The 24,207-nt window shown below is 72.6% G+C and carries 14 protein-coding genes; 5 read left to right on the top strand and 9 right to left on the bottom strand.

Annotated features, from left to right (window positions below; all coding sequences use genetic code 11):
* Window positions 1-115: 115 nt before the first annotated feature.
* On the top strand, window positions 116-1,618 hold the full coding sequence (locus ACYUD3_RS04345) for a glycoside hydrolase family 43 protein (protein ID WP_470963705.1): 1,503 nt from the start codon (window positions 116-118) through the stop codon (window positions 1,616-1,618).
* Between the two features lie 129 nt (window positions 1,619-1,747).
* On the opposite strand, the gene ACYUD3_RS04340 is transcribed toward ACYUD3_RS04345, so the two are convergent.
* The 3 genes from ACYUD3_RS04340 to hutH are packed head-to-tail and all read right to left on the bottom strand — an operon-like array spanning window position 1,748 to window position 11,306.
* On the bottom strand, window positions 1,748-2,551 hold the full coding sequence (locus ACYUD3_RS04340; protein ID WP_470963702.1) for an SDR family NAD(P)-dependent oxidoreductase: 804 nt from the start codon (window positions 2,549-2,551) through the stop codon (window positions 1,748-1,750).
* 26 nt (window positions 2,552-2,577) lie between these two features.
* Window positions 2,578-9,732 carry an SDR family NAD(P)-dependent oxidoreductase gene (locus ACYUD3_RS04335; protein WP_470963699.1) on the bottom strand — a complete coding sequence of 2,385 codons (7,155 nt, stop codon included), beginning with the start codon at window positions 9,730-9,732 and terminating at the stop codon, window positions 2,578-2,580.
* A 23-nt stretch (window positions 9,733-9,755) separates the two neighbouring features.
* Window positions 9,756-11,306 (bottom strand): histidine ammonia-lyase, encoded by a 1,551-nt coding sequence (gene hutH, locus ACYUD3_RS04330; RefSeq protein WP_470963696.1) that lies wholly within the window; start codon window positions 11,304-11,306, stop codon window positions 9,756-9,758.
* A 209-nt stretch (window positions 11,307-11,515) separates the two neighbouring features.
* Here hutH and ACYUD3_RS04325 point away from each other — a divergent pair, with 209 nt between their 5' ends.
* Window positions 11,516-12,781 (top strand): cytochrome P450, encoded by a 1,266-nt coding sequence (locus ACYUD3_RS04325; protein ID WP_470963693.1) that lies wholly within the window; start codon window positions 11,516-11,518, stop codon window positions 12,779-12,781.
* Window positions 12,782-12,796: 15 nt separating this feature from the next.
* On the opposite strand, the gene ACYUD3_RS04320 is transcribed toward ACYUD3_RS04325, so the two are convergent.
* A complete protein-coding gene (locus ACYUD3_RS04320; protein ID WP_470963690.1) occupies window positions 12,797-14,089 on the bottom strand; it encodes an MFS transporter in 1,293 nt (430 codons plus the stop codon).
* Window positions 14,090-14,266: 177 nt separating this feature from the next.
* Here ACYUD3_RS04320 and ACYUD3_RS04315 point away from each other — a divergent pair, with 177 nt between their 5' ends.
* From ACYUD3_RS04315 to ACYUD3_RS04305, 3 genes are all read left to right on the top strand, one after another.
* Window positions 14,267-15,370: an acyl-CoA synthetase family protein gene (locus ACYUD3_RS04315; protein WP_470963687.1), complete on the top strand. Its 1,104-nt coding sequence runs from the start codon at window positions 14,267-14,269 to the stop codon at window positions 15,368-15,370.
* The gene (locus ACYUD3_RS04310; RefSeq protein ID WP_470963684.1) at window positions 15,370-16,737 is read left to right on the top strand and encodes an aldehyde dehydrogenase family protein; all 1,368 of its coding nucleotides are present in this window, start codon (window positions 15,370-15,372) and stop codon (window positions 16,735-16,737) included. The genes ACYUD3_RS04315 and ACYUD3_RS04310 overlap by 1 nt, the downstream gene beginning before the upstream one ends.
* Window positions 16,738-16,812: 75 nt before the next feature.
* Window positions 16,813-18,219: an aldehyde dehydrogenase family protein gene (locus ACYUD3_RS04305; protein ID WP_470963682.1), complete on the top strand. Its 1,407-nt coding sequence runs from the start codon at window positions 16,813-16,815 to the stop codon at window positions 18,217-18,219.
* A gap of 96 nt (window positions 18,220-18,315) precedes the next feature.
* Here ACYUD3_RS04305 and ACYUD3_RS04300 read toward each other — a convergent pair whose 3' ends face one another.
* From ACYUD3_RS04300 to ACYUD3_RS04280, 5 genes are all read right to left on the bottom strand, one after another.
* Window positions 18,316-19,983 carry a 3-hydroxyacyl-CoA dehydrogenase family protein gene (locus ACYUD3_RS04300; protein WP_470963679.1) on the bottom strand — a complete coding sequence of 556 codons (1,668 nt, stop codon included), beginning with the start codon at window positions 19,981-19,983 and terminating at the stop codon, window positions 18,316-18,318.
* Window positions 19,984-21,324, bottom strand: coding sequence for a crotonyl-CoA carboxylase/reductase (gene ccrA, locus ACYUD3_RS04295; protein WP_470963676.1), 1,341 nt, complete (start codon window positions 21,322-21,324; stop codon window positions 19,984-19,986).
* A gap of 91 nt (window positions 21,325-21,415) precedes the next feature.
* Window positions 21,416-22,420, bottom strand: a complete 1,005-nt coding sequence (gene dmpG, locus ACYUD3_RS04290) for a 4-hydroxy-2-oxovalerate aldolase (RefSeq protein WP_470963673.1) — start codon at window positions 22,418-22,420, stop codon at window positions 21,416-21,418.
* A complete protein-coding gene (locus ACYUD3_RS04285; RefSeq protein WP_470963670.1) occupies window positions 22,417-23,346 on the bottom strand; it encodes an acetaldehyde dehydrogenase (acetylating) in 930 nt (309 codons plus the stop codon). The genes dmpG and ACYUD3_RS04285 overlap by 4 nt, the downstream gene beginning before the upstream one ends.
* The gene (locus ACYUD3_RS04280) at window positions 23,343-24,200 is read right to left on the bottom strand and encodes a 2-keto-4-pentenoate hydratase (protein ID WP_470963667.1); all 858 of its coding nucleotides are present in this window, start codon (window positions 24,198-24,200) and stop codon (window positions 23,343-23,345) included. The genes ACYUD3_RS04285 and ACYUD3_RS04280 overlap by 4 nt, the downstream gene beginning before the upstream one ends.
* Between the last annotated feature and the right edge of the window lie 7 nt (window positions 24,201-24,207).

Raw genomic sequence — 24,207 nt, 5'->3', positions numbered from 1 at the left:
GACCCGTTGACCCCGTGCGCACCCTCACCTAGCCTCACCCGAGAAACTATCGTAACGATACGCGCGAAACTTTCTTGCGGGCGGGCCGCTCCGCCCGCTCGTGAGAGGACTCCACGTGGCGAACGCGCCGGCCGGGACCTTCGGCAATCCGGTCGTCCCCGGCTTCTTCCCCGACCCCAGCGTCTGCCGGGCCGGCGAGGACTACTACCTCGCCTGCTCCAGCTTCGAGTACTTCCCGGGCATCCCGCTCTTCCACAGCCGGGACCTGGTGCACTGGACGCAGATCGGCAACGCCCTTGACCGGACGAGCCAGTTGAGGCTGCCGCCGGGCACCCGCTCGTCCGGCGGCCTGTACGCCCCGACGCTGCGCCACCACGACGGCCGTTTCTGGCTGATCGTCACCAACGTGAGCGCGGACGGGAATCTGCTCTTCACGGCGGACGACCCGGCGGGCCCCTGGTCGGATCCGGTGCCGCTGCCGGGGGTGCACGGCATCGACCCGGACCTGGCGTGGGACGAGGACGGCACCTGCTGGTGCACGGTCGCCGGGATCAGCCAGGTCCGCCTCGACCCGTACTCGGGCAAGACGCTGGAGGAGCCGCGCCGCACCTGGTCGGGGTCGCCCGGCGCGAAGGCCCCGGAGGCGCCGCACCTCCATCACATCGGCGACTACTGGTACTTGCTCATCGCGGAGGGCGGCACCGAGCGCTGCCACGGCGTCTCGGTCGCCCGCTCCCGCCGCCCCGACGGCCCGTTCGAGCCCTGCCCGGCCAACCCGATCCTGACCCATCGCGGCACGGACCACCCCGTCCAGAACACCGGCCACGCCGACCTCGTCCAGGGCCCCGACGACTCCTGGTGGATGGTGTTCCTCGGGGTGCGGCCGGGCGGCGGCACCCCGGGCTGGCACGTCCTGGGCCGTGAGACGTTCCTCGCTCCGGTGACGTGGGAGGACGGCTGGCCGGTCGTCGGCGAGGTGGCCCCGGTGATGGCCGCTCCCCCGTGGCCGCTGCACCCGCCCGTCGAAACACCGGCCCGCGACGACTTCGACGATCGTCAACTCGCCCCGCACTGGGTGTCGTTGCGGCACCGCCCGGCCGAGGACTGCACCACCGAGGAGCGGCCCGGCTGGCTGACCCTGCGCGCCCGGGGGCCGCTGGACACCCTCGACGTCACGTTCGTCGGGCGGCGCCAGCAGCATCGGACGTGCAGCGCGCGGGTGTCGGCCGACGCGACGGAGGGCCGGGGCGGGCTGGTCGTGCGGCTCGACGAACGGCACTTCTACACGGTCGAGTTGATGCCGGGTGAGGTGCATGTGCGGGCGCTCGTCGGCCCGTTGGAGTCGGTCGTCGCCGTCCGGTCGGTCCCGGAGGGTCCGGTGGTGCTGCGGGTCGACGTGGTCCCGGTCGGCCCCGGCGGGGACGCGCGCAACGGGCCCGACGACGTCGTGCTCGGCATCGAGGACGAGAACGGGACTTTCGTCGAACTCTCCAGACTGGAAGGGCGTTACCTCTCGACGGAGGTCGCGGGCGGATTCACCGGGCGGGTGCTGGGGATGTACGCCGCGGAAGGGACCGTGCGGTTCGACTGGTTCACGTACGAGCCGACGGAAGCCTGAGAGTTGGGTAGCCCCGCCGCCGGCGTAAGGGGAGTGAACGCCGGTGGCGGGGCTGGCTGTTGGGTGCGGCCGGATCAACCTGGCCGCACAGAAAGGGAGTTCAGCGACACCCCCTCTCGGTAAGGGAGTTCAGCGGCGCCCCATCGCCCCCGCCAACCCCGCGATGTCGTCCTCGTACGTCAGATAGCGCCCGGTGAGCGCGTCCCCCTCGCCCCGGACCAGCCGGAGCAGATTGCCGATCGCCCGGTCGGCCGAGACGACGTTGCCCGCCTCGTGCTGACCGGCGATCCAGGTCTCCACGCGCCGCTGCCACGGGTCGCCGTCCTCGGCGGGCGCGGCGGCGCCGAGGCCGACGTCGACGATCCCGGGGTGGTAGCTGAACGCCGTGATCCCGTGCGGCAGCAGCTCGATCGCCATGTTCTCGGTCAGCTTGTTCACCGCCGACTTGGACACCGAGTACGCGCTGACGTGCGGCCAACGGGTGTGCCCCGCATGGCTGGAGACGGACACGATCCGCCCCCGCCCGCGCTCGATCATGCCGGGTACGACGGCCCGGGTGGCGCCGAGCGCGCCGCCGAGGTTGACCCGCATGGCGTGCCACCACTCGTCCGGGTCGTTCTCCCACACCGGTCCCGCCGGACCCGGCACGCCCGCATTGTTGACCAACACGTCGATGCCGCCCAGCCGTTCGGTCGCGAGGGCGACCGCTTTGGCCAGCTCGGTGTCGTCGGTGACGTCGGCGGCGACGGTGACGACCTCGGCGTCCCCGTCAAGTCCCTCCGCCGCGCGCGCGGTTGACTCCTCGTCCCGGGTGGTGAGGACGAGGTGGCCGCCCGCCGCGTGCACGGCGCCGGCGATGGCGCGGCCGAGCCCGCCGGCCGCTCCGGTCACCATGACCCGCAGTCCGGTCAAGTCGGTCAGGTCCTGCGACATCGGGTTCTCCTGGGTCTCTCGGGCACTCACGCGGACAGGGCCTGGTGGAGGTGGTCGGCGAGGGCCTGCGGGGCGGGGTGGTCGAAGACGAGGGTGGCGGGCAGCCGCAGCCCGGTCAGCGCCCCGAGCCGGTTGCGCAGCTCCACCGCGACCAGCGAATCGAGCCCGGCCTCCTGGAGGCTGCGGTCCGGCGGTACGGCGTCGGCGCCCTCGTGTCCGAGCAACTCGGCGGCCAGCGACCGCACTTCGGTGAGCAGCCGCTCGGCCCGCTCGGCGGCGGGGAGGTCGCGCAGGTCGACGGTGGGCGCGGTGGCCCGCGCCGCCGGGACCAGGCCCCGCAGCAGCGCGGGCGCCCGGCCGCGCAGCTTGGCGAGGTCGAAGCGGGCCAGGGTGAGCAGCGTGTCGTCCTGCCGCAGCGCCTCGTCGAACAGGGCCAGCGCGAACTCGGTCGGCATCGGCGAAGTCCCGTCCGGCAGCGTCCCGCCCCGGTCGGCCTCGCGCAACACCTCGGTCATGCCGGACGCTTCCTCCCACAGGCTCCACGCCTGCGACTGCGCGGGCAGCCCGGCGGCCCTGCGCCATTCGGCGAACGCGTCCAAGTAGGCGTTGGCCGCCGCGTAGTTGGCCTGTCCGGGGCTGCCGAGGACGCCGGCCAGCGAGGAGAACAGCACGAAGGCGGCGAGGTCCGCGCCTTCGGTCAGCTCGTGCAGGTTCCGCACGCCGTCGACCTTGGGCCGCAGCACGTGTTCGACCTGTTCGGGGGTCATTCCGGTGATGACGCCGTCGGCGAGCACCCCGGCCGAGTGGACCACCCCGACCAGCGGATACCGCTCGGGCACGAGGTCGAGGGCGGCGGCGAGCGCGTCCCGGTCGGCGGCGTCGCAGGCGGCGACGGTGACCTCGGCGCCCAGCTCCCGCAGGCCTGTGACCAGCGGATCGTCGTCCGGCGCCCCGCTGCGGCTGGTGAGCAGCAGGCTGGGGACGCCGTACGCGGTGACGAGGTGCCGGGCGACCAGGGAGCCGAGGGTGCCGGTGCCGCCGGTGATCAGGACCGTGCCCTTGCCGAGGTCGGGGCGGGCGGCGCGCGCCGGGGCGGCCCGGGTCAACTCCGGTGCCTGGAGGCGGCCTTCGGTGATCCGGACGTGCGGGTGCCCGGCGCCGGGCACGTCCGCGAGCCGCGCCGCCGAGCGCGGGTCGCCGTCGGTCTCGGCGAGCAGGAACCGGCCGGGGTGCTCGGACTGCGCCGAGCGGATCAGACCGCGTACGGCGGCGTGGGCGAGGTCGTCGTCCCGGGTGACGACCAGGAGCGGCACGTCGTCGGGGCGGTCCGCCGCGAGCCACTGCTGGACGTGGGCGAGGGTCTCAAGTACCGCTTGCCGTACGTCCGTTGCGGGCGGGGTGTAGATCTCCGGCGCGCCGTCCGGCCGTGCCGTCACGGACAGGTCCGTCCAGCGCGTGCGGTACACCGAGTCCGTGGGGACCGCGCCGGTCAGGTCGCGCAGGGCGACCTTGCGCAGGGCGAGGGTGCCCCGGAAGGCGGGCTCGCCCTCGGGGGTGGCGAGGGAGACGGTGCACTCGTCGCCCTCACCGGGGGTCAAGTGGGCGTAGGCGTGGGTGAGTTGGCGGTCGCTCGCCCAGACGTCGCGCCAGACGAACGGCAGTCCGACGTGGCCGTCCTGCGGTTCCTCGGTCAGCGCGAGCGCGTGGAGCGCGGCGTCGCCGAGCACCGGGTGCAGGCCGGCTCCGGTGAAGCCGGTCGGGGCTTCTTCGGGGAGCCGCAACTCCGCCCACAGGTCCGCTCCTTGGCGCCACACCTTGCGCACGGCCTGGAAGGCGGGGCCGTATGCGTAGCCGCGTGCGGCCAAGTCGGCGTAGTCGACGGGGAGTTCTTCGGCGTCGGCGGGCGGGAGCGACCCGGCGGAGGGCGCTTCGACGGCGTCGTACGCGGTGCCCTGGGCGTGCCGGCGCCACGTACTGCCCGGCTGGTCGGGGCGGCTGAAGACCTCCAGGGTGCCGGCCGTCGGGTCGGCCACCACCTGGAGTTCGGCGGCGCCCTCGCGGGACAGGACCAGCGGGGCCTCGATGACGAGTTCGCCGATGCCCGCTCCCCCGGCGGCGCGCAGCGCGAAGTCGAGCAGCGCCGTGCCGGGCAGGATGCAGGTGCCGTCGACGCCGTGGTCCGCCAACCAGGGCTGTTCCACAGGGGAGATGCGGCCGGTGGTCACCAACTCCCCGCTGCGCGCGGACTCCACGGGTTCGCCGAGCAGGGGGTGACCTGTGCGGGTCTTCGCGGCGGGGGCGGCGGTGAGCCAGAACCGGCGGTGCTGGAACGGGGTCGTCGGGAGCGGGACGACGCGTCCGGTGCCGGGGGTGAGCCGTACGCCGGTGTGGCCTTGGGCGTACAACTGGCCTGCGGAGGTGAGGAATCGGGCGAGGCCGCCGTCCTGGCGGCGCAGGGTGCCGGTGACCGTGCCGGTGATCCCCCGCTGTTCCAGGGTCTGTTCGACACCGGCGGTCAGCGCGGGGTGCGGGCTGGGCTCGACGAAGACGCGGAAGCCTTCCTCGACCAGCTGCTCGATCGCGGGCTGGAAGCGCACCGGCCGGCGGAGGTTGCGGAACCAGTAGGCGGCGTCGAGGGTGCCGGCGCCGACCCAGTCGAGGTCGACGGTCGAGTACATCGGCACCGTCGGCCGGGAGGTGCGCACTTCGCCGAGCCGCTCCAGCAACTCCCCTTCCAGGGGTGCCATCTTGGGGCAGTGCGAGGCGACGTCGACGCGGATGCGGCGGGCGTGCACGCCGTCCATGCCGCACTCGGCGAGGAGTCCCTCGATGGCGATGTCCTCACCGGCGACGGTGATCGCGGACGGGCCGTTGAGCCCGGCGATCCACATCTGGTCCGGCCAGCGCTCCAGCATCCACTCGACCTGCGCGCGGGTCGCGGTCACAGCGGCCATACCGGCGCTCGCGCCGCGTTCGGCGATGACCAGGCTGCGGATGACGACGACCCGGGCGGCCTCCTCCAGCGGCAGCGCGCCCGCGACGCAGGCGGCGGCGAGTTCACCCATCGAGTACCCGACCACCGCGTCCGGTTCGACGCCGCGCGAGCGCCAGAGCGCGGCCAGCGACACCATCACCGAGAACAACGCGGGGTGGATCAGGGCGAGTTGCTTCATCTGGTCCGCGTCGGCGGCGAGCACTTCGGTCAACGACCAGTCCACGTACGGCTTCAGGGCCCGTTCGCAGGCGTGGATCGACTCCGCGAACACCGGCTCGCTCATCAGCCCGGCGGCCATGCCGACCCATTGGGTGCCCTGCCCGGGGAAGACGAACACGGTCTTCCCGTCGACCTCGGCGACCCCAGGGACGACACCCCGGGCCGGCTTGCCCTCGGCCACGGCCCGCAGCCCGGCGAGGAGTTCGTCCCGGTCGCCGCCGACGACGACGGCCCGGTGCGGGAAGTGGGTACGCGAGACGGCGAGGGAGTGCGCGAGGCCGGCCGGCGTGAACTCCCCAAGACCCGGCGCCGACTCCCCGTCGCCCACAGCCGATCCGCCGGAGGAGGCCAGCAGCCGGCCCGCCCACTCCCGCAGCCGCTCCGGCGTCTTCCCCGACAACTGGAGTGCCACGGCGGCCGGTTCGACCCCGGCGACCGGCGCGGCCGGCTCCTGCGGCGGCGCCTCCAGGATCACGTGCGCGTTGGTCCCGCTGATCCCGAACGAGGACACGGCGGCGCGCGCCGGCCGGCCGTGGTCGGGCCACGGCACGCTCTCGGTGAGCAGCCGGACGTCGCCCGACGCCCAGTCGATGTGCGGCGACGGCTCGTCGGCGTGGAGGGTCTTGGGCAGCGTGCGGTGCCGCATCGCCTGGACCATCTTGATGATGCCGCCGACCCCGGCCGCGGCCTGCGTGTGCCCGATGTTGGACTTCAACGAGCCCAGCCACAAAGGAGTTTCGCGCCCCTGTCCGTACGTCGCGAGCAGCGCGCCCGCCTCGATCGGGTCCCCGAGTTTCGTCCCGGTGCCGTGCGCCTCGACGGCGTCCACGTCGGCCGTCGTCAGCCCGGCGTCCCGCAGGGCGAGCCGGATGACCTGCTGCTGCGCCGAACCACTGGGCGCGGTAAGGCCGTTGGAGGCGCCGTCCTGGTTGACGGCGGAGCCGCGCAGCACGGCCAGCACCGGATGCCCGGCCCGCCGCGCGGCGGAGAGCCGTTCGAGGACGACGATCCCGACACCCTCCGCCCAGCCCGCGCCGTCGGCCTGCGCGGAGAACGCCTTGGAACGGCCGTCGAAGGCCAGCGCGCCCTGCCTGCTGTACTCGACGAAGGTCTGCGGCGTCGCCATCACCGCCACCCCGCCCGCCAGGGCGAGTTCGCATTCACCGCGCCGGATCGACTGCGCCGCGAGATGCAGCGCGACCAGGGAGGAGGAGCAGGCGGTGTCGATGGTGAGCGCGGGACCGCGCAGACCGAGGACGTAGGCGATCCGCCCGGAGGCGGCGGCGCCGACGGTGCCGGTGGAGACGTACCCCTCCAGCTCGCGCGGCACCCGGTCGGGGTCGGTCACGTAGTCGTGGTGGATCAGGCCCGCGTAGACGCCGACTCGCCGGTCCCGCAAGGACTTCGGATCGATGCCGGCCCGCTCCAGCGCCTCCCACGAGGTCTCCAGGAGCAGCCGGTGCTGCGGGTCCATGGCGAGGGCCTCGCGCGGGGAGATGCCGAAGAACTCCGGGTCGAACTCGGCCATCTCGCGCAGGAATCCGCCCCGCCGGGTGCGGGAGGTGCCGCTGCGGCCCGGCGTCGGATCGAAGAGCCGCTCGAAGTCCCAGCCCCGGTCCTCGGGGAACTCCGAGGTGACGTCGGCGCCTTCGGCGAGGATGCGCCACAGGTCGTCGGCGTCCGCGACTCCGCCGGGGTAACGGCAGCCGATGCCGACGAGGACCACGGGGTCGTCATCGGCCTCGGCGACAGCGGAGACCTCCGTCGACTCTCCTGCCGTGCCCGTGAGTTCATCGTGCAGATACCCGGCGATCGCCTGCACCGAGGGGTACTCGAAGGCGAGGGTCGTCGGGAGGCGCAGGCCCGCCGCCGCGGCGATGCGGTCGCGCAGGCGTACGGCGTCCGCCGAGGTGAGGCCGTACTCGCGCAGGGCTCGGTCGGGTTCGAGGGGGCCCAAGTCGCCGAGGACCGAGGTGACTTCGACGGTGACGAGGTCGGTGAGCCTGCGGTGCAGGTCGGGTCCCGCCAGGTCGGCCTTGGCCGGGAGGCGGTCCGGGGCGGCGGGCTGCGCGGGGCGGACGCCTGCTACCAAGGTCGCGCCGGGGTGGGTGAGGGCTGTGTCAATGGCGTTGCGGACCTGGTGAGTTGACAGGCCGTCGGCCAGGACCAGCGTGGTGGGGGCGGCCTCCCCGGTGATCGTCACCGTGTTGCCGTTGACAGCGACACCGATCCCAGCACATTCCTTGACACGGACAGCGCCGTGCGCGTCCGCCAGATGCGCGGCGATCAGCTCCGCGTGCCCCTCCCCCGAGACCGTGAACTCCCGCCCCGCGAGGCCGCTTTGCAGCTCGCCGCCCTGGACCGGCACCAATTCCCCGCCCGTCCCCATGAGATGCAGCCCCTCATGAGCACCGGCCACGGCGAGCAGCCGTCCGGGCAGCGCCGTCAGTGCCTTGCGCGCGATCTTCCCGGTGGCCGTCCTCGGCACGGCGCTCACCGCCCGCACCTCCACCGGCACCTTGAAGTACGCGAGATCGCGCCGGGCGCGGGCGAACAACTCCCCGCAGTCCAGGCCGTCTTGGTCCGGTACGACCAGCGCGACCGGGACCTCCCCGAACTCCTCGTGCGCGGCGGCCGTGACGGCGACCTCCCGGACGCCGGGCACCTTGTCGAGGACGGCCTCGATCTCGGTCGGGTGGACGTTCTCCCCGCCCCGGATGATGACGTCGTTGCGGCGACCGGTGATCCAGAGGTACCCGGCGTCGTTCTGCCGGCCGAGGTCCCCGGTGCGGTACCAGCCGTCGCGCAGCACCTCGGCGGTGGCGTCGGGCAGATTGTGGTAACCCAGCATGACGTTGGGCCCGTTGACCCAGATCTCGCCCTCTTCGCCGGCGGGCACTTCCGTGCCGGTCTCCGGGTCCATGACGCGCAGGTCGAGGCCGGGCACGGGCTGTCCGCAGCAGCCGGGCAGCCGCTCCCCGCCGGGGCGGGTCGCGGTCATCGTGCCGCTGGTCTCGGTGCTGCCGTAGCTGTCGCTGAGCCGGACGCCGAAGGCGGCCTCGAAGGCGTCGGCGAGCGCGGGGGTGCTGACCGCGCCCGCGATGAAGCAGACCCGCAGCCCGGGCAGGGTGAGTCCGTCGGTGCCCGCCGCGTGGACGAGGTTGTGGTAGATCGTGGGCACGCCGACGAGGAACGTGTAGGGGCGGGCGCGCAGTTCGTCGAGGACCTCGGCGGCGGACAGGCCCGGCATCAGATGTGCGGACGCGCCGACGGCGGTGACGCCGACCACGCACAGGTGGTGGCCGAGCGTGTGGAACAGCGGCAGCGGGAACAGCAGCGCGTCCGCGGCGGACAACTCCACCATGGGGACATAGCAGTTGGCGGTGTTCCACAGCGCGGCGCCCAGCGTCGACAGCACGCCCTTGGGGCGGCCGGTCGTCCCGGAGGTGTAGAGCAGGAACGCCGGTTCGTCGACGGTCAGGTCGTCGCGGGCGGGCGTCCGGGGCGTGTGGGTGACGAGGTGCTCGTACGCCAGGGTGCCCGGCACATCTCCGGTGACGACCAAGTAGCGGGCGCCGGTGGGGTGTTGGGCGCGGACCTGCTTGACGTGCGCGGGGTCGGTGATGACGGCGTAGGCGTCGCTGTCGGTCAGGACGTGGCGCAGCTCGGCGTCGGAGGAGTGCGGGTTGACCGGGACGCCGATGCCGCCCGCGCGGTGGACGGCGAGGTAACTCTCCACCATTTCCACCCTGTTGCCGAGCACGATCGCCACCCGGGCGCCCCGGGGCAGCCCGAGGCCGACGAGGTGGCCGCCGAGGCGGGCCGTGCGACGCTCCAGGCCGGCGTACGTGACCGAGCGGCGCACGTCGGAGTAGGCGACCTTGTCGCCGCGCGACTCGGCGTGACCGAGGAGGAGTTCATGCAGCGGGCGGATCAGCTCGGACACCCCTGCCCCTGCGATGGACACCGACGCCCCTTCCGAAGAAGACCTCATGAGAGCGCTCCCGTGACACCCTCGACCGCCTCCAGTACCGCCCCCGAGCCGACGAGCGCGACCGCGCCGTCGATCTCCGGCGCCAGATACCGGTCGGGCCCGGGCCCGGGCACCCCCGAGGACCGCAGCAGCTCCAGCACCGCCCCCGTCGCCGGGGCCGGAGTCAGCGGCGCGCGCAGGTCCAACGCCCGTGCGGCGGTGAGGAGTTCGATGGCGACGACCCGTGTCAGCCCGTCGACGGCACGCCGCAGTTTGCGCGCCCCGCCCCAGCCCATGGAGACGTGGTCCTCGAACATCGCGCTGGACGGGATGGAGTCCACCGAGGCCGGGGTGGCGAGCCGTTTGAGTTCGGAGACGATCGCGGCCTGCGTGTACTGGGCGATCATGTAGCCGCTGTCGACGCCGGGGCTGTCGGCGAGGAACGCGGGCAGTCCGTGGTTGCGGGCCGGGTCGAGGAAGCGGTCGGTGCGGCGTTCGCTGATGGAGGCGACGTCGGCGGCGACGATGGCGAGGAAGTCGAGGGTGTAGGCGACGGGCGCGCCGTGGAAGTTGCCGTTGGACTCGACGCGGCCGTCGCTGAAGAGGACGGCCGGATTGTCGACGGCGGCGCAGAGTTCGCGGCCGGCGACGGCGGCGGCGTGCTCGACGGTGTCGCGGGCGGCGCCGTGCACCTGGGGCGAGCAGCGGATCGAGTAGGCGTCCTGGACGCGGGTGCACTCGGGGCCGCGGTGGGAGTCGACGACACCCGAACCGGCCATCACCGCAACGAGGTTGGCGGCGGAAGCGGCCTGGCCGGGGTGCGGGCGCAGCGCCTGGAGGTCGGGGGCGAAGGCGCGGTCGGTGCCGAGGATGGCTTCGGCGGACATCGCGGCGGCGATGTCCAGCGTCTTCAGCAGCCGCCGCAGGTCGCTGATGGCGAGGACGAGTTGGGCGAGCATCCCGTCGGTGCCGTTGATGAGCGCGAGGCCTTCCTTCTCGCGCGGCTCGACGGGCCTGAGGCCGGCGGCGGTCAGCGCCTCTCCGGCCGGGAGCAGCCGGCCGGAGGCGTCGCGGACCTCGCCCTCCCCCATGAGGGCGAGCGCGCAGTGGGCGAGCGGGGCGAGGTCGCCGGAGCAGCCGAGGGAGCCGTACTCCCGTACGACGGGGGTGATGTGGGCCGTCAGCAGGTCGGCGAGGCGTTCGGCGGTCTCGGCGCGGACGCCGGTGTGGCCGGTGGCCAGCGTGGACAGCCGCAGCAGCATCATGCCGCGGACCACCTCGGGTTCGACCTCGGCGCCGGTGCCGGCCGCGTGCGAGCGGATCAACGACTGCTGGAGCAGGGCCCGTTGGGGCGGTGCGATGTGCTGGGTGGCGAGCGCGCCGAAGCCGGTCGAGATGCCGTACGCGGGGGTGCGCGCGCCGGCCAGTTCCTCGACGACCGCGCGGCCCTTCTCCAGGGCGGCGTAGGCGTCGGGGCCGAGGCGGACTCCCGCGCCGTCGCGGGCGACGGTCGCGATGTCGGCGAAGGTGAGCGGACCTGTGCCGACGGTCACGGTCGGGCGCCCCATCAGGCGTCCCCGTCACGGGAAAGAAGGGGGACGAACTTCTCGTACCGCATCAGATCTCCTGCGCCTTCGAAGGGAGACATGTCACCGGACCGTCACTAGGAGATGACCTTGAACATTCACGCGTCACGCCGGGGAGGTCACGGGGGCCGGCGGGGGCACTCTTGGGCCGAGCAAATTCCGGCAGCCTCGAACGCTGAGAGGAAGAGCCTATGACGACCGGTCCCACGGACGCCCAGGCCGAAGACGTCCAGCCGCGGTTCAGGCCGTACACGGCCAAGGCGGTTGAGCCCTGGGAGGAGTTGGCGCACGACCGGGCCCGCTGCCCGTACGTGCGCAACGCCGAGCTGGAGGCGGTGCAGGTCTCCACCTACGAGGGGGTCAAGGAGGTGCTGGCCGGGCATCAGACGTTCTCCAACGCCTGGGGCAACATCTGGCCGCTGAAGGAGCCGCTGCCGCCGGAGCACCAGGCCCTCGGCTGGGCCGACCCGCCCCGCCACACCCGCCAGCGCAAACTCCTGGTGAAGGCCCTCTCGGCGTCCCGCATCGAGAAGATGCGCGAGTTCAGCGAGTCGTACGCCGACGACCTCATCGACGACATCACCAAGTCGGCGGGCCCGCAAGGGCCGTTCGAGGTGTACGACGACTTCGGCGCCCGGATGGCGTCCGGTCATCTCACCGAGCTGTTCGGCATCCCCGACGACGAGCGCGAGGAGTACGAGCGTTCGGCCCGCCGGATGGAAGAGCTGATGACGGCGAGCATCGACGGCGAGGCCGAGCCCGGGTACAGCGACGAGCTGAACGAGTGGCTGGGCTACCTCGGCGCGATGATCCGCAAGAAGCGGGAGGCGGGCCCGGGCAGCGACGACCTGATCACGCAGCTGTGCTTCGCGCAGGTCGACGGCGACTACTTCGAGGCCGACGAGATCGCCCGCTGCCTCCAGCTGCTGAACGCGGCCGGCATCGGCACGACGATCGGCGCGATCGGCAACACCACGTATCTGCTGGACCGTTACCCCGAGCAGAAGGCCCTGTTCCTCTCCGACACCGACGGCTGGTCGCGGGCGGTGGCCTCGGAGGCGCTGCGCTTCGAGCCGCCCATCTCGGGCCTGTGGCGCACCTGTTCGGCGGCTGCGAACCTCGGCGGCATCGAGGTCGAGTGGGGCGACAAGGTGTTCGCGTCGATCAGCTCGGGGATGCACGACCCGGCCGTGTACGACCGCCCCGACGAGTTCCTCATCGACCGCGACTGGACGAAGGTCCCCGTCGACCTCCCCTTCGGCCAGGGCATCCACTTCTGCGTCGGCATGAACCTCGCCAAGCTCCAGATCCAGGTCGCCGCCGCGAAGCTGTACAGCAGGCTGCCGGGGCTGCGGATCCGGCCCGGGTTCGAGCCGGAGATCCAAGGCGGCGCGGTACTGCGCCGGTTCAAGCGGCTTGAGCTGGTGTACGACGAGGTGCTGCCCCGCACGACCTGACCCCACACCCGAGTCTCAGATGCTGAAGTCCTTGTCCCGCGTCTCCGGCAGCGCGAGCACACACCCCAGGCTGACGAGGCACAGCGCCCCGGCGTACACCCCGAGCACGACCGGCGACTCCCAGTGCGAGTTGAGCCAGGTCGCGATCAGCGGCGCGAACCCGGCGCCCAGGGTCACCGCCAGGATGAACGTCGCCGACGTCCCCGTGTACCGCAGCCGCGCCGGGAACAGCTCCGGCAGGAAGGCCGCGACCGGCGCGAACATCATCACGGACAGGGCGAGCCCGACCGTGAACGCCCCGGTGATGAGCAGCCCGTCGCGGGTCTCCAGCGCCGCGAACATCGGCAGCGCCCACACCGCGCACCCGACCGCCCCCGCGATCATCACCGGCCGCCGGCCGATCCGGTCGGCGAGGAGGGCGACGGGCACGGTCACGACGACATCCGCCGCGGCGGCGACGCTGGCGGCCGTCAGCATCGTCGACTGGGGGATGCCGAGGACCTTCGTACCGTAGGAGAGGCTGTACACGGTCGCCAGGTAGTAGACGGCCGAGCCGCCGAGCGCCGCGCCCATGCCGAGGACCAGGCGGACGGGGTACTCCCTGATCAGCGCGGCGAGCGGGAAGCGGACCTTGGGGGAGGCGGCGCGGTCGGCGAAGAGCGGGGACTCGGTGACGCGGGAGCGCACCCACAGGCCGACGCCGATCAGGACGGCGCTGAGCAGGAACGGGATGCGCCAGGCCCAGTCGGCGAAGCCGTCCTTCCCGAAGACCGCGAGGGTCGGCAGGATGACCGCGCTGGACAGCAGGAACCCGAGCGCGGGCCCGGCCTGCGGGATCGCCGCGTACAGCGCGCGCCGGCCGGGCGGCGCGTGCTCGGCGGCCAGCAGCACGGCCCCGCCCCACTCGCCGCCCATGCTGACGCCCTGGAGCAGCCGGAGCGTGACCAGCAGGACGGGCGCGGCGATCCCGGCGGTGTCGTACGTCGGGAGCAGGCCGACGCCGACGGTCGCGACGCCCATGACCAGCAGGGACAGGAAGAGGGCGCGTTTGCGGCCCGAGCGGTCGCCGATCGAGCCGAACACGATCACGCCGGCCGGGCGGGCCACGAAGGCGGCGGCGACGGTGAGGAACGCGGCGAGGGTGGAGACGGTGGGGTTGCCCGAGGGGAAGAAGGCGGGGCCGAGGACGAGGGCGGCGGCGGTGCCGTACACGGCGAAGTCGTAGTACTCGATGACGGTGCCGACGAGGCTGGCGGCGGCGACGCGGGAGGCGGTGGCGCGTTTCTCTAAAACGGCGGTGTGCGGCATGGGGACGGCTCGCTTCCGAAGAGTCCGGGGCGTACGGCGCGGGACTGTAGTGCCGCGCTCACCCGGCGCAGCGAGCCGCGTGCCGTCCACCGGCACGCGGCCTTCCGGGCCCCCGTGCGGCGCCGCTGGAATGACCGCACCGCCACCCCCGCAGAGCCGCGAGACCCCGGAGGCAGCATGGCCGACGCCGATGTCATCGACCCCGTCCTGGACACGCCGATCGGGGCCGACCCCGATCCCGGCGAGTTCGTCAGAGCGGCGATGCGCTGGCACTTCGACCCCGCGACCGGCTCGCCGTTCTGGCTGGCACGGGCGAAGACCCTCGACTTCGACCCGCTGACGGACGTCAAGTCCTTCGACGACCTGACGCTGTTCCCGAACGTCTGCGACGAGCTGCGCGACGTCCCCGTCGACGACCTGATCCCCCTCGGCTACGGCGGGAAGGCGGACGTCTGCGGCATCTTCGAGAGCGGCGGTACGACCGGCCGGCCCAAGCGGGTCGTGCTGCTGCGGGACTGGTTCGACAAGTCCCAGGCCTGGTTCGGCGCCAATCTGGACGAGCACGGGGTGCCGAAGGGCGTCAACTGGCTGACCCTGATCCCGACCGGCCCGCACGTCGGCGGCTACGCCTACGCGCGGCTGGCGAAGGACCGGGGCGGGCGGGTCTTCACGATCGACATGGACCCGCGCTGGGTCAAGCAGCTCATCGCCGCGGGCCGCGCGGACGACGCCCGCGCCTACTCGGGCCATCTCCTGGAGCAGGCCCGGCACATCCTGCGCAGCCAGGACGTCGGCGTCCTCGCGATCACCCCGCCGGTCCTCGAACGCCTCGCGGTGGACGAGGAGTTGACGGAGCTGGTGCGCGAGAAGGTGCAGGCGGTCATCTGGGCCGGCGCCCATATGGACGCCAGCACACGGGAGTTGCTGAGCGACGAGGTGTTCCCCGGGGTGCCGCTGGTCGGCTTCTTCGGCAGCACGATGGTCCTGCACAGCAGCGGCCAGCGCGCGGGCGGCGACGGCGACTCGTGCGTGTTCGACCCGCCGGCGCCGTACGTCACCTACCGGGTCGTCGACCCCGACAGCGGTGAACAGGTCGCCTACGGGGAGCGCGGGCAGGTCGTGTTCTCCCATGTCAGCCGGAGTTTCCTGCTGCCCAACAACCTCGACCGGGACATCGCTACGCGGGTCCAGGGGCGGCCCGGGCAGGTCGGCGACTCGGTCGCGGACGTCTCCCCCGTGCGGGTCTTCGGCGGCGAGGCCGTCATCGAAGGGGTCTACTGATGAGCCTGATCCAGCTGGACGCGCTGGGCCCGAACGGGGCCTACCGGTCGCGCGACATCCAGACCGTGCCCGACGTCCAGGGCAAGCCGTTCGCCGAACTCAGCTTAGTGCCACCGCTGTTCGTGGCCCGGACGATGGCGGCGCTGCGCAAGGCCGACCCGCTGCCGCTGGAGGAGCGGCTCGACGCGATCGCGCGGGCGGGCCGGGCGTTCGCCACGGAGACGGTCGGCGGGCTCAGCCCCACCGAGTACCAGCACGCGGTGTGCAAGGTCGCCGGGCTGCCGTGGATCACCACCGAGTGGGCGCTGAAGTACACCGTGGAGTACACCGACCGCGCCTACCTCAGCTCCCAACTCGCCCGCCCCAGCGGCGCGGTGGACGACTGGCGCGATCCGCGCACCCGGCACGGCAGCGGCGTCTGGGCCCGGCGCGGCCACGTCTTCACCGTGCACGCCCCCGGCAACACCCCGAGCGCGCACACCCTTTGGCTCCAGGCCCTCACCCTCGGCTACCGGGTCGCGGTCCGCCCCTCCAGCCGCGAGCCGTTCAGCGCCCACCGCTGGGTCACCGCCCTGCGCGAGGCCGGCTTCGGCCCCGGCCGGGTGGCCCTGCTGCCCACCGACCACACCACGGCCGACGACGTCATCAACGGCGCCGACCTCGCGATGGTGTACGGCGGCGACGAGGTCGTACGCAAGTACGGCGCCTCGCGCACGGTTTTGCCGCAGGGTCCTGGCCGCTCGAAGTTCTTCCTCGGCAAGGGCGTCGACTGGCGCGAGCACCTGGACACGATCGTCTCCTCGATCAGCGCGCACGGCGGCGCCGCCTGCATCAACACCTCGGCCGTCTTCGTCGAGGGCGACCCGGCCCCGCTCGCCGAGGCGATCGCCGAACGCCTCGCCGCCCTGCCGAGCCTGCCCGCGCAGGACCCGAAGGCGGTCCTGCCGGTCAAGTCCCTTGCGGAAGCGGAGCAGTTGTCGCAGCAGCTGCTCGGGCACGCGACCGGTACGAAGGCGTGGCTGGGCGGCGCCGGCGTCGTCGACGACCTCGGCGACGGCACGGCCGTGCTGCGGCCCGCCGTCCACCAGGTGCCCACCGCCGACTCGCCGCAGACCCGGATCGAACTGCGCTTCCCCTGCGTGTGGGTCGCTCCCTGGAGCCCCGGGGACGGTGTCGGGCCGCTGAAGGACACCGTCGTGCTGACGGCCGTCACCGACGACGAGCAGCTGGTCGACCGGCTGTTCGCGGAGCCGAGCATCGCGAACGTCTACCTCGGCGACCACCCCACGTACTGGCTGCCGCCGGGCATCCCGCACGACGACTACCTGGACACGTTCCTGATGCGGACGAAGGCCTGCATCCGCTGAACCCCCTTTGTTGTCAAGGGCCTTCGCTCGACCGAGCGGAGGCCCTGCCGTCTTTCTCGAGGGAAGTGACCCGACATGACCTACCGCATGCTCATCGGCGGCCGGCTGGCCGACGCCGAAGGCGAACCGCTGACCGTTCTCAACCCCGCCACCGAGACCGCTGCGGGACACGCCCCCGACGCGACCGACGACCAGTTGGACGACGCGGTCGAGGCGGCCCAACAGGCCTTCTCCAGCTGGGGGTTCACGACCGTCGACGAACGCCGGCCGGTGCTCTCCGCGATCGCGGCGACCGTCCGCGCACACCTGGAGGAACTGGCCGCACTGCTCACCGCCGAACAGGGCAAGCCGCTCGCCGACGCGCGGATCGAGATCGGCGCGTTCGCCGACTGGTTCGACGCGCACGCGGCGCTGGAGTACCCGGTCGAGGAGGTCACCGAGACTCCGACTCGCCGTGTCCGCAAGCTCCGTGTCCCCCTCGGGGTCGTCGCCGCGATCGTGCCGTGGAACTACCCGGTCGTCATCGCCGCCAAGAAGATCGCCCCGGCGCTGCTGGCCGGCAACACGGTCGTCGTGAAGCCCTCCCCCTACACCCCGCTGACCACCCTGCGCATCGGCGAACTGCTCCGACACGTGGTCCCGGCCGGGGTGTTCAACGTGATCAGCGGCGGCGACAGCCTCGGGCCGAGGCTCACCGCGCACCCCGGGATCCGCAAGGTCGGCTTCGTCGGCTCCACCGCGACCGGCCGCGCCGTCATGACCTCCGCCGCCGCCCATCTCGCCCGCGTCACCCTGGAGTTGGGCGGCAACGACGCGGCGGTCGTGCTCCCGGACGTCGACGTCGACGAGGTCGCCCCGCGCGTCTTCTGGGCCGCCTTCGCCAACAGCGGCCAGCTGTGCATCTCCGCCAAGCGGATCTACGTCCACGAGGACGTGTACGACGCCTTCGCCACGCGGTTCGCCGAACTCGCCAGGACCGTCAAGGTAGGTGAGGGAACGTCAGAAGGCGTGCAGCTGGGGCCGGTCCAGAACCGGGCGCAGTACGAGAAGGTCGTCGCGCTGATCGAGGAGACCGTGCGCTCCGGCGCGAAACTCCTCGTGCGCGGCGAAGTCCCGGACGGGCCGGGCTACTTCGTGCATCCGACGGTCGTGGACGACCCGGCCGACGACTCGGCGGTCGTCGTCGGCGAGCCCTTCGGCCCGGTGGTGCCGCTGCTGCGGTGGCGGGACGTCGACGAGGTCGTGCGGCGCGCCAACGACACCGACTACGGGCTCGCCGGGACCGTCTGGGGCCGTGACCTCGCGGCGGCGGAGGCGGTGGCCGCGCGGATCGAGGCCGGCACGGTCTGGGTCAACACCGACGCGATCCCGACCCCGGACGTGCCCTTCGGGGGGCTGAAGTCGTCCGGGATCGGGGTGGAGAACGGGGTGGAGGGGGTGTTGGAGCATACGGCGATTCAGGTGCTGGTCGTCACCAAGTGAGCCTGGGCGGCGGCTGGCGTCTCCAACTCGGCCTGGGCAGCGGCCACTTGAAGAAGGCGCTCGCCGCTCCAGCGCCCGCCGCTCCAGCCCCCTCCCTCACCCCGCCTCCCCCGCCCTGAACCCCCTCCGGTTCTTCCGCCCCAGCGCCCCGCTGGCCACCAGCCCGGCCAGCAGGGGCGCCGGCCGCTGCTCCTGATCCCCCAGCTGCCGGTACAGCCGGTGCTGAATGGCCAGCGACACATCCAGCCCGATCGTGTCGAGCAGCGCGAACGGCCCCATCGGATAGCCGTACCCGTTCTGCACGGCCCGGTCGACGGCGGCGAGATCCGTGCCGGGCCGCTCCAGCAGGCCCACCGCCGCGCCCAGATAAGGGAACAGCAGCCGGTTGACGATGAACCCGGCCCGGTCGGGACAGGTCACCGTCGTCTTGCCGAGCCCGGCGGCGAAGGCCCGCGCCGCGCCGAACGCGGCCTCGGACACCACGTCCGTACGCACCAGCTCGACGAGCCGCAGCACCGGCGCCGGATTGAAGAAGTGCAGCCCCACGACGTCGCCGGGCCGTCCGCTCGCCTCGGCGCAGTCGGTCACGGAGAGGCTGGACGTGGTCGTCGCGAGCACGGCGTCCGCCTTGGCGACCTTACCGAGCCGGGCGAACAACTCCCGCTTGACGTCCGGGTCTTCGGCGACCGCCTCCACGAACAGGTCGCAGCCGGCGGCCTCTTCGAGTGCGGCGGCCGGGGTGAGCAGCGCGAGCGCCGCGTCCTTCTGCTCCGGCGTCGCCTTCCCGCGCCGGACCGCGCGGGTCAGGGAACCGGCGATCGCCTCAAGTGCCGCCTGCGCCTTGTCCATTGAGCGCGCGATCAGGACCGTGGGGTGACCTGCCCTGGCCGTGGTCTCCGCGATGCCCCGGGCCATGACGCCGGAGCCGATGACGGCGACGGTGCGCAGCGGGCGCGCGTCGTCCGGGGAGCCCGCTTCAGGCGTCGCGCCCTGGCCCTCGTACGCGTAGAACCCCTCACCCGTCTTGCGGCCCAGATGGCCCTCGGCCAGGAGGCGGGTCAGGAGGGGGGCCGGGGTGTAGGAGTCGTCGCCTGTCTCGGCGCGCAGTCTCGTCAGGGTCGCGTGGGCCGTGTCCAGGCCGATGGTGTCGAGGAGTTGGAGCGGGCCTTCGGGGAGGCCGCAGCCCAGGCGCATCGCGGTGTCGATGCCGTCGCGGGTGGCCTCGCCGGAGTCGAGGAAGGACACCGCCCGGTTGAGGTAGGCCAGGACGAGCGCGGTCGCGTCCTGGGCCGGGCCCGCGCCGATCTCGACGCGGGTCAGGCCGAGTTCGTCGATCAGCTTGTCCATGACCGCCGTGACGGCCGCTGAGGTCAAGGCGGTTGGGGCGGGCTCCACCCGGCCGCCGGGGCCCGGCGGGATCAAGAAGCGCAGGCCCGCGAGGAGTTCGGGGCGGCCGGAGGCGATGGCGAGGTGCGGGAGGGAGAGCGCGGAGGTCGTGGTGAGGACCGGGGCGTCCGTGACCGCCGCGACGGCGCGCAGGACGTCCGTCTTGACGGCCAGGTCGTCCGGGACGGCCTCGACGACGACCGTCGCCTCCGCGAGCGCCGTCAACTCCCCGCTGAGCACGGCCCCTTCACCGAAGCGCGCCCCCACCCGGGCGAGCACCCCGGGGTCCGTGTCCACGCCCACGACCGCGTGCCCCGCGTCCCGGGCGAGCCGCAGGAACGCCTCCCCGACCGTGCCGAGCCCTACGATGCCGAGCAATCAACTCACCTCGCGGAAACGGTTGATGGCGCCGATGTGCTTGGCCCGCAGCTCGGGGTCGCGCACGCCGAGCCCTTCCTCGGGCGCCAGGCAGAGGATGCCGACCTTGCCCTGGTGGAGGTTGGCGTGCACCTCGTACGCGGCCTGCCCGGCCTGCTCCAGCGGGTAGACCTTGGACAGCGTCGGGTGGATCTTCCCCTTGCAGACCAGCCGGTTGGCCTCCCACGCCTCGCGGTAGTTGGCGAAGTGGGTGCCGACGATCCGCTTGAGGGACATCCACAGGTACCGGTTGTCGAACTCGTGCAGATAACCGGAGGTCGAGGCGCAGCTGACGATCGTGCCGCCCTTGCGGGTGACGTACACCGACGCCCCGAACGTCTCACGCCCCGGGTGCTCGAAGACGATGTCGACGTCCTCGCCGCCGGTCAGCTCCCGGATGCGCTTGCCGAACCGCTTCCACTCGCGCGGGTCCTGGGTGCGCTCGTCCTTCCAGAAGCGGTACCCCTCGGCGCAGCGGTCGATGACCGCCTCGGCGCCCATCCGCCGGCAGATCTCCGCCTTCTGCGGGGACGACACCACGCACACCGGGTTCGCTCCCCCGGCCAGCGCCAACTGCGTGGCGTACGAGCCGAGTCCGCCGCTCGCGCCCCAGATGAGGACGTTGTCGCCCTGCTTCATCCCGGCGCCGTTGCGCGAGACGAGCTGGCGGTAGGCGGTGGAGTTGACCAGGCCCGGGGAGGCGGCCTCCTCCCACGTCAAGTGCTCGGGCTTGGGCATGAGCTGGTTCGACTTGACCAGCGCGATCTGCGCGAGCCCGCCGAAGTTGGTCTCGAAGCCCCAGATCCGCTGCTCGGGGTCGAGCATCGTGTCGCCATGGCCGTCTGGGCTCTCCAGCTCGACGGAGAGGCAGTGGGCGACGACCCGGTCGCCGGCCTGCCAGCGGTTGACGCCGGGGCCGGTGCGCAGGACGACGCCGGCGAGGTCGGAGCCGAGCACGTGGTAAGGCAGGTCGTGCCGCTTCGCCTGGGCGCCGGTGCGGCCGTAGCGCTCCAGGAAGCCGAAGGTCGGCAGGGGTTCGAAGATCGAGGACCAGACCGTGTTGTAGTTGATGGCGCTCGCCATCACCGCGACCAGGGCCTCCCCCGGGCCCGGCTCGGGGGTCGGGACGTCCTGCGACTGGAGTGATTTGCGGGGGTCCTTGTCCTTCGAGGCGATCCCCTCGAACATCGCGGTGTCTTCTCTGCGCACCACGTTGCCCCGGTAGTGGTCCGGCAGACGCAGCCCCGCCACGTCCTGCGCGGTGACGTCCTCGGAGAGGAGAGCGCCGATGATCTCGTCCATGTGTCGTCCCGTCACTTGGGGTGGAACAGGCCGTTGAAAAAACGGGTGCTGACGAACAGTCAGCCGAAAAATCCCGCCGCGGCGGCTTCGCTCAGCCCGCCAGGTCGAGCGCGATGTCGACGATCATGTCCTCCTGCCCGCCGGCCAGCCCCCGCCGCCCGACCTCCAGCAGCAGCGTCCGGGCGTCGACCCCGTACCGCTCGGCGGCGAGTTCGGCGTGCCGCAGGAAGGAGGAGTAGGCGCCGGCGTAGCCGAGGGTCAGGGTCTCGCGGTCGACCTGGACCGGGCGGTCGCGCAGCGGGCGGACGAGGTCGTCGGCCGCGTCCTGGAGCGCGAACAGGTCGCAACCGTGCTTCCAGCCCTGCAAGTTGGCCACCGCCACGAACGCCTCGATGGGGCAGTTGCCGGCGCCCGCGCCCTGTCCGGCCAGGGAGGCGTCGACGCGGGTCACGCCCTCCTCCACGGCGACGATGCTGTTGGCCACCGACAGGGAGAGGTTCTCGTGCGCGTGGATGCCGATCTGGGTACCGGGGTCCAGGACCTCGCGGTAGGCGCGGACCCGGTCGCGGACGCCGTCCAGGGTGAGCCGGCCGCCGGAGTCGGTGACGTACACGCACTGCGCGCCGTAGGACTCCATCAGCTTCGCCTGTCCGGCGAGCTTCTCGGCCGGGGCCATGTGGCTCATCATGAGGAACCCGGAGACGTCCATGCCGAGTTCGCGGGCCTTGGCGATGTGCTGGGCGGCGATGTCCGCCTCGGTGCAGTGGGTCGCCACGCGGACCGAGCGGACGCCCAGGGCGTAGGCGCGCTCCAGTTCGGCGATGGTGCCGATGCCGGGGAGGAGCAGCGTCGTGAGGACCGCGTCGGTGATCGCGTCGGCGGCGGCCTCGATCCACTCCCAGTCGGTGTGGCTGCCGGGGCCGTAGTTGAGGGAGCCGCCGGCGAGGCCGTCGCCGTGGGCGACCTCGATGGCGTCGACGCCGGCCGCGTCGAGGGCGGCGGCGATGCGGGCGACGTCGGCGGGGTCGATGCGGTGCCGGATGGCGTGCATGCCGTCGCGCAGGGTGACGTCCTGGATGTACAGGTCAGGGCTCATCGGCGGGCCTTCGCGATCGTCTCGGCGACCCGCAGGGCGGCCGACGTCATGATGTCGAGGTTGCCCGCGTAGGCGGGCAGGTAGTGGGCGGCGCCCTCGACCTCGAGGAACACCGACACCTTCGTCGTCACCGGCCCGGCGCCCTCGGGGACGAGGGTGTGCACCGGCTCGCCGGCGGGGACCGGCGTGAACTGGACCTCCTGCTTGAGGCGGTAGCCCGGCACGTACTGCGCGACCCGCTCGGCCATCTCCTTCACCGAGGCGCGCACGGCGTCCTCGTCGACGTCCCCGGTCAGGCAGAACACCGTGTCCCGCATGATCATGGGCGGTTCGGCCGGGTTGAGGACGATGACGGCCTTGCCGCGCGCGGCGCCACCGACGGTCTCGATCGCGTGCGAGGTCGTCTCGGTGAACTCGTCGATGTTCGCCCGCGTGCCGGGCCCGGCCGACTTGGAGGCGATGGAGGCGACGATCTCGCCGTAGTGGACCGGGGTGACGGCGGAGATCGCGGCGACCATCGGGATGGTGGCCTGGCCGCCGCAGGTGACCATGTTGACGTTGCCGGCGGCCAGGTGCTCGTCGAGGTTGACGGGCGGGACGACGAACGGCCCGATCGCGGCCGGCGTCAGGTCGATGAGCTTCTTGCCGTACGGAGCCAGCCGCTCCGCGTTCGCCACATGCGCCTTCGCCGACGTCGCGTCGAAGACGATCTCGATGTCCGCGAACCCCGGCAGCGCGATCAGCCCGTCCACGCCCTCGTGCGTGGTGGGCACCTTGAGCCGCTCGGCCCGCGCGAGGCCGTCGGACTCCGGGTCGATCCCGACCAGCGCCCCGACCTCCAGCGTCTCCGAAAGCCGCAGGATCTTGATCATCAGGTCGGTGCCGATGTTCCCCGACCCGATGATGGCGACCTTGGTCTTGCTCATGACTGCCCCTTCTCGGAGAACGCGGCGCGCACCTCGCCCAGCGGACCGATCTCGGCGCGGATCCGCGTCCCGGGCGGCGCCGGGACCATCGGACCGAGCGCCCCCGACAGGACGACCTGCCCGGCCCGCAGCGGCTCCCCGTACTTCGCGGCCGTACGGGCCAGCCAGGCGAGCGCGTTGAGCGGGTCGCCGAGGCAGGCGGCGCCGTTGCCCTCGGAGACGAGGACGTCGTCGGCGTACATCCGCATCTCGACGTCCCTGGGCTCGAACTCGTCGAGCGTGAGCCGGTGTCCGGCCAGCACGTACAGTCCGCTGGAGCCGTTGTCGGCGACCGTGTCGGCGAAGGAGATGTCCCAGTCGGCGATGCGGCTGTCGACGATCTCCAGGGCGGCGACGGCGTAGTCGACGGCGGCGCGCACGCTCGCGGGGTCCGGGTCGGTGAGGTCCGCCTTCAGGACGAACGCGATCTCGGCCTCCGCCTTGGGCTGGATGAGCCGCCCGGAGGGGATCTCGGCCAGCGCCGAGACGTCCAGGTCGGCGAAGAGGACCCCGAAGTCGGGCTGGTCCACGCCGAGTTGCTTCTGCACGGCCGGCGAGGTGAGCCCGATCTTGCGGCCGACGACCACGGCTCCCTGCTCCAGCCTGCGCCGGGTCAGCTCGCGCTGGACGGCGTAGGCGGAGTCGACGTCGTCGCGGCCGAGGAGGTCGCGGACGGGGGGTACGGCGGCCAGCTCGTCGTAGGCGCGGGCGATGCGGTCGGCGGCCTGCTGGATCAGCTCCGGTGCCGCCAACTGGCCTGCCCCGGATGCCGCTTCACCTGTCACTCCGGCCGACTGCCCTGCTTCAGAAGTCATTTCGCCG

Source organism: Streptomyces sp. AMJ-169 (genome assembly GCF_055597585.1).
Note: the sequence above shows the minus strand (reverse complement) of the source record. Positions and strands in the feature narration are given on the sequence as shown.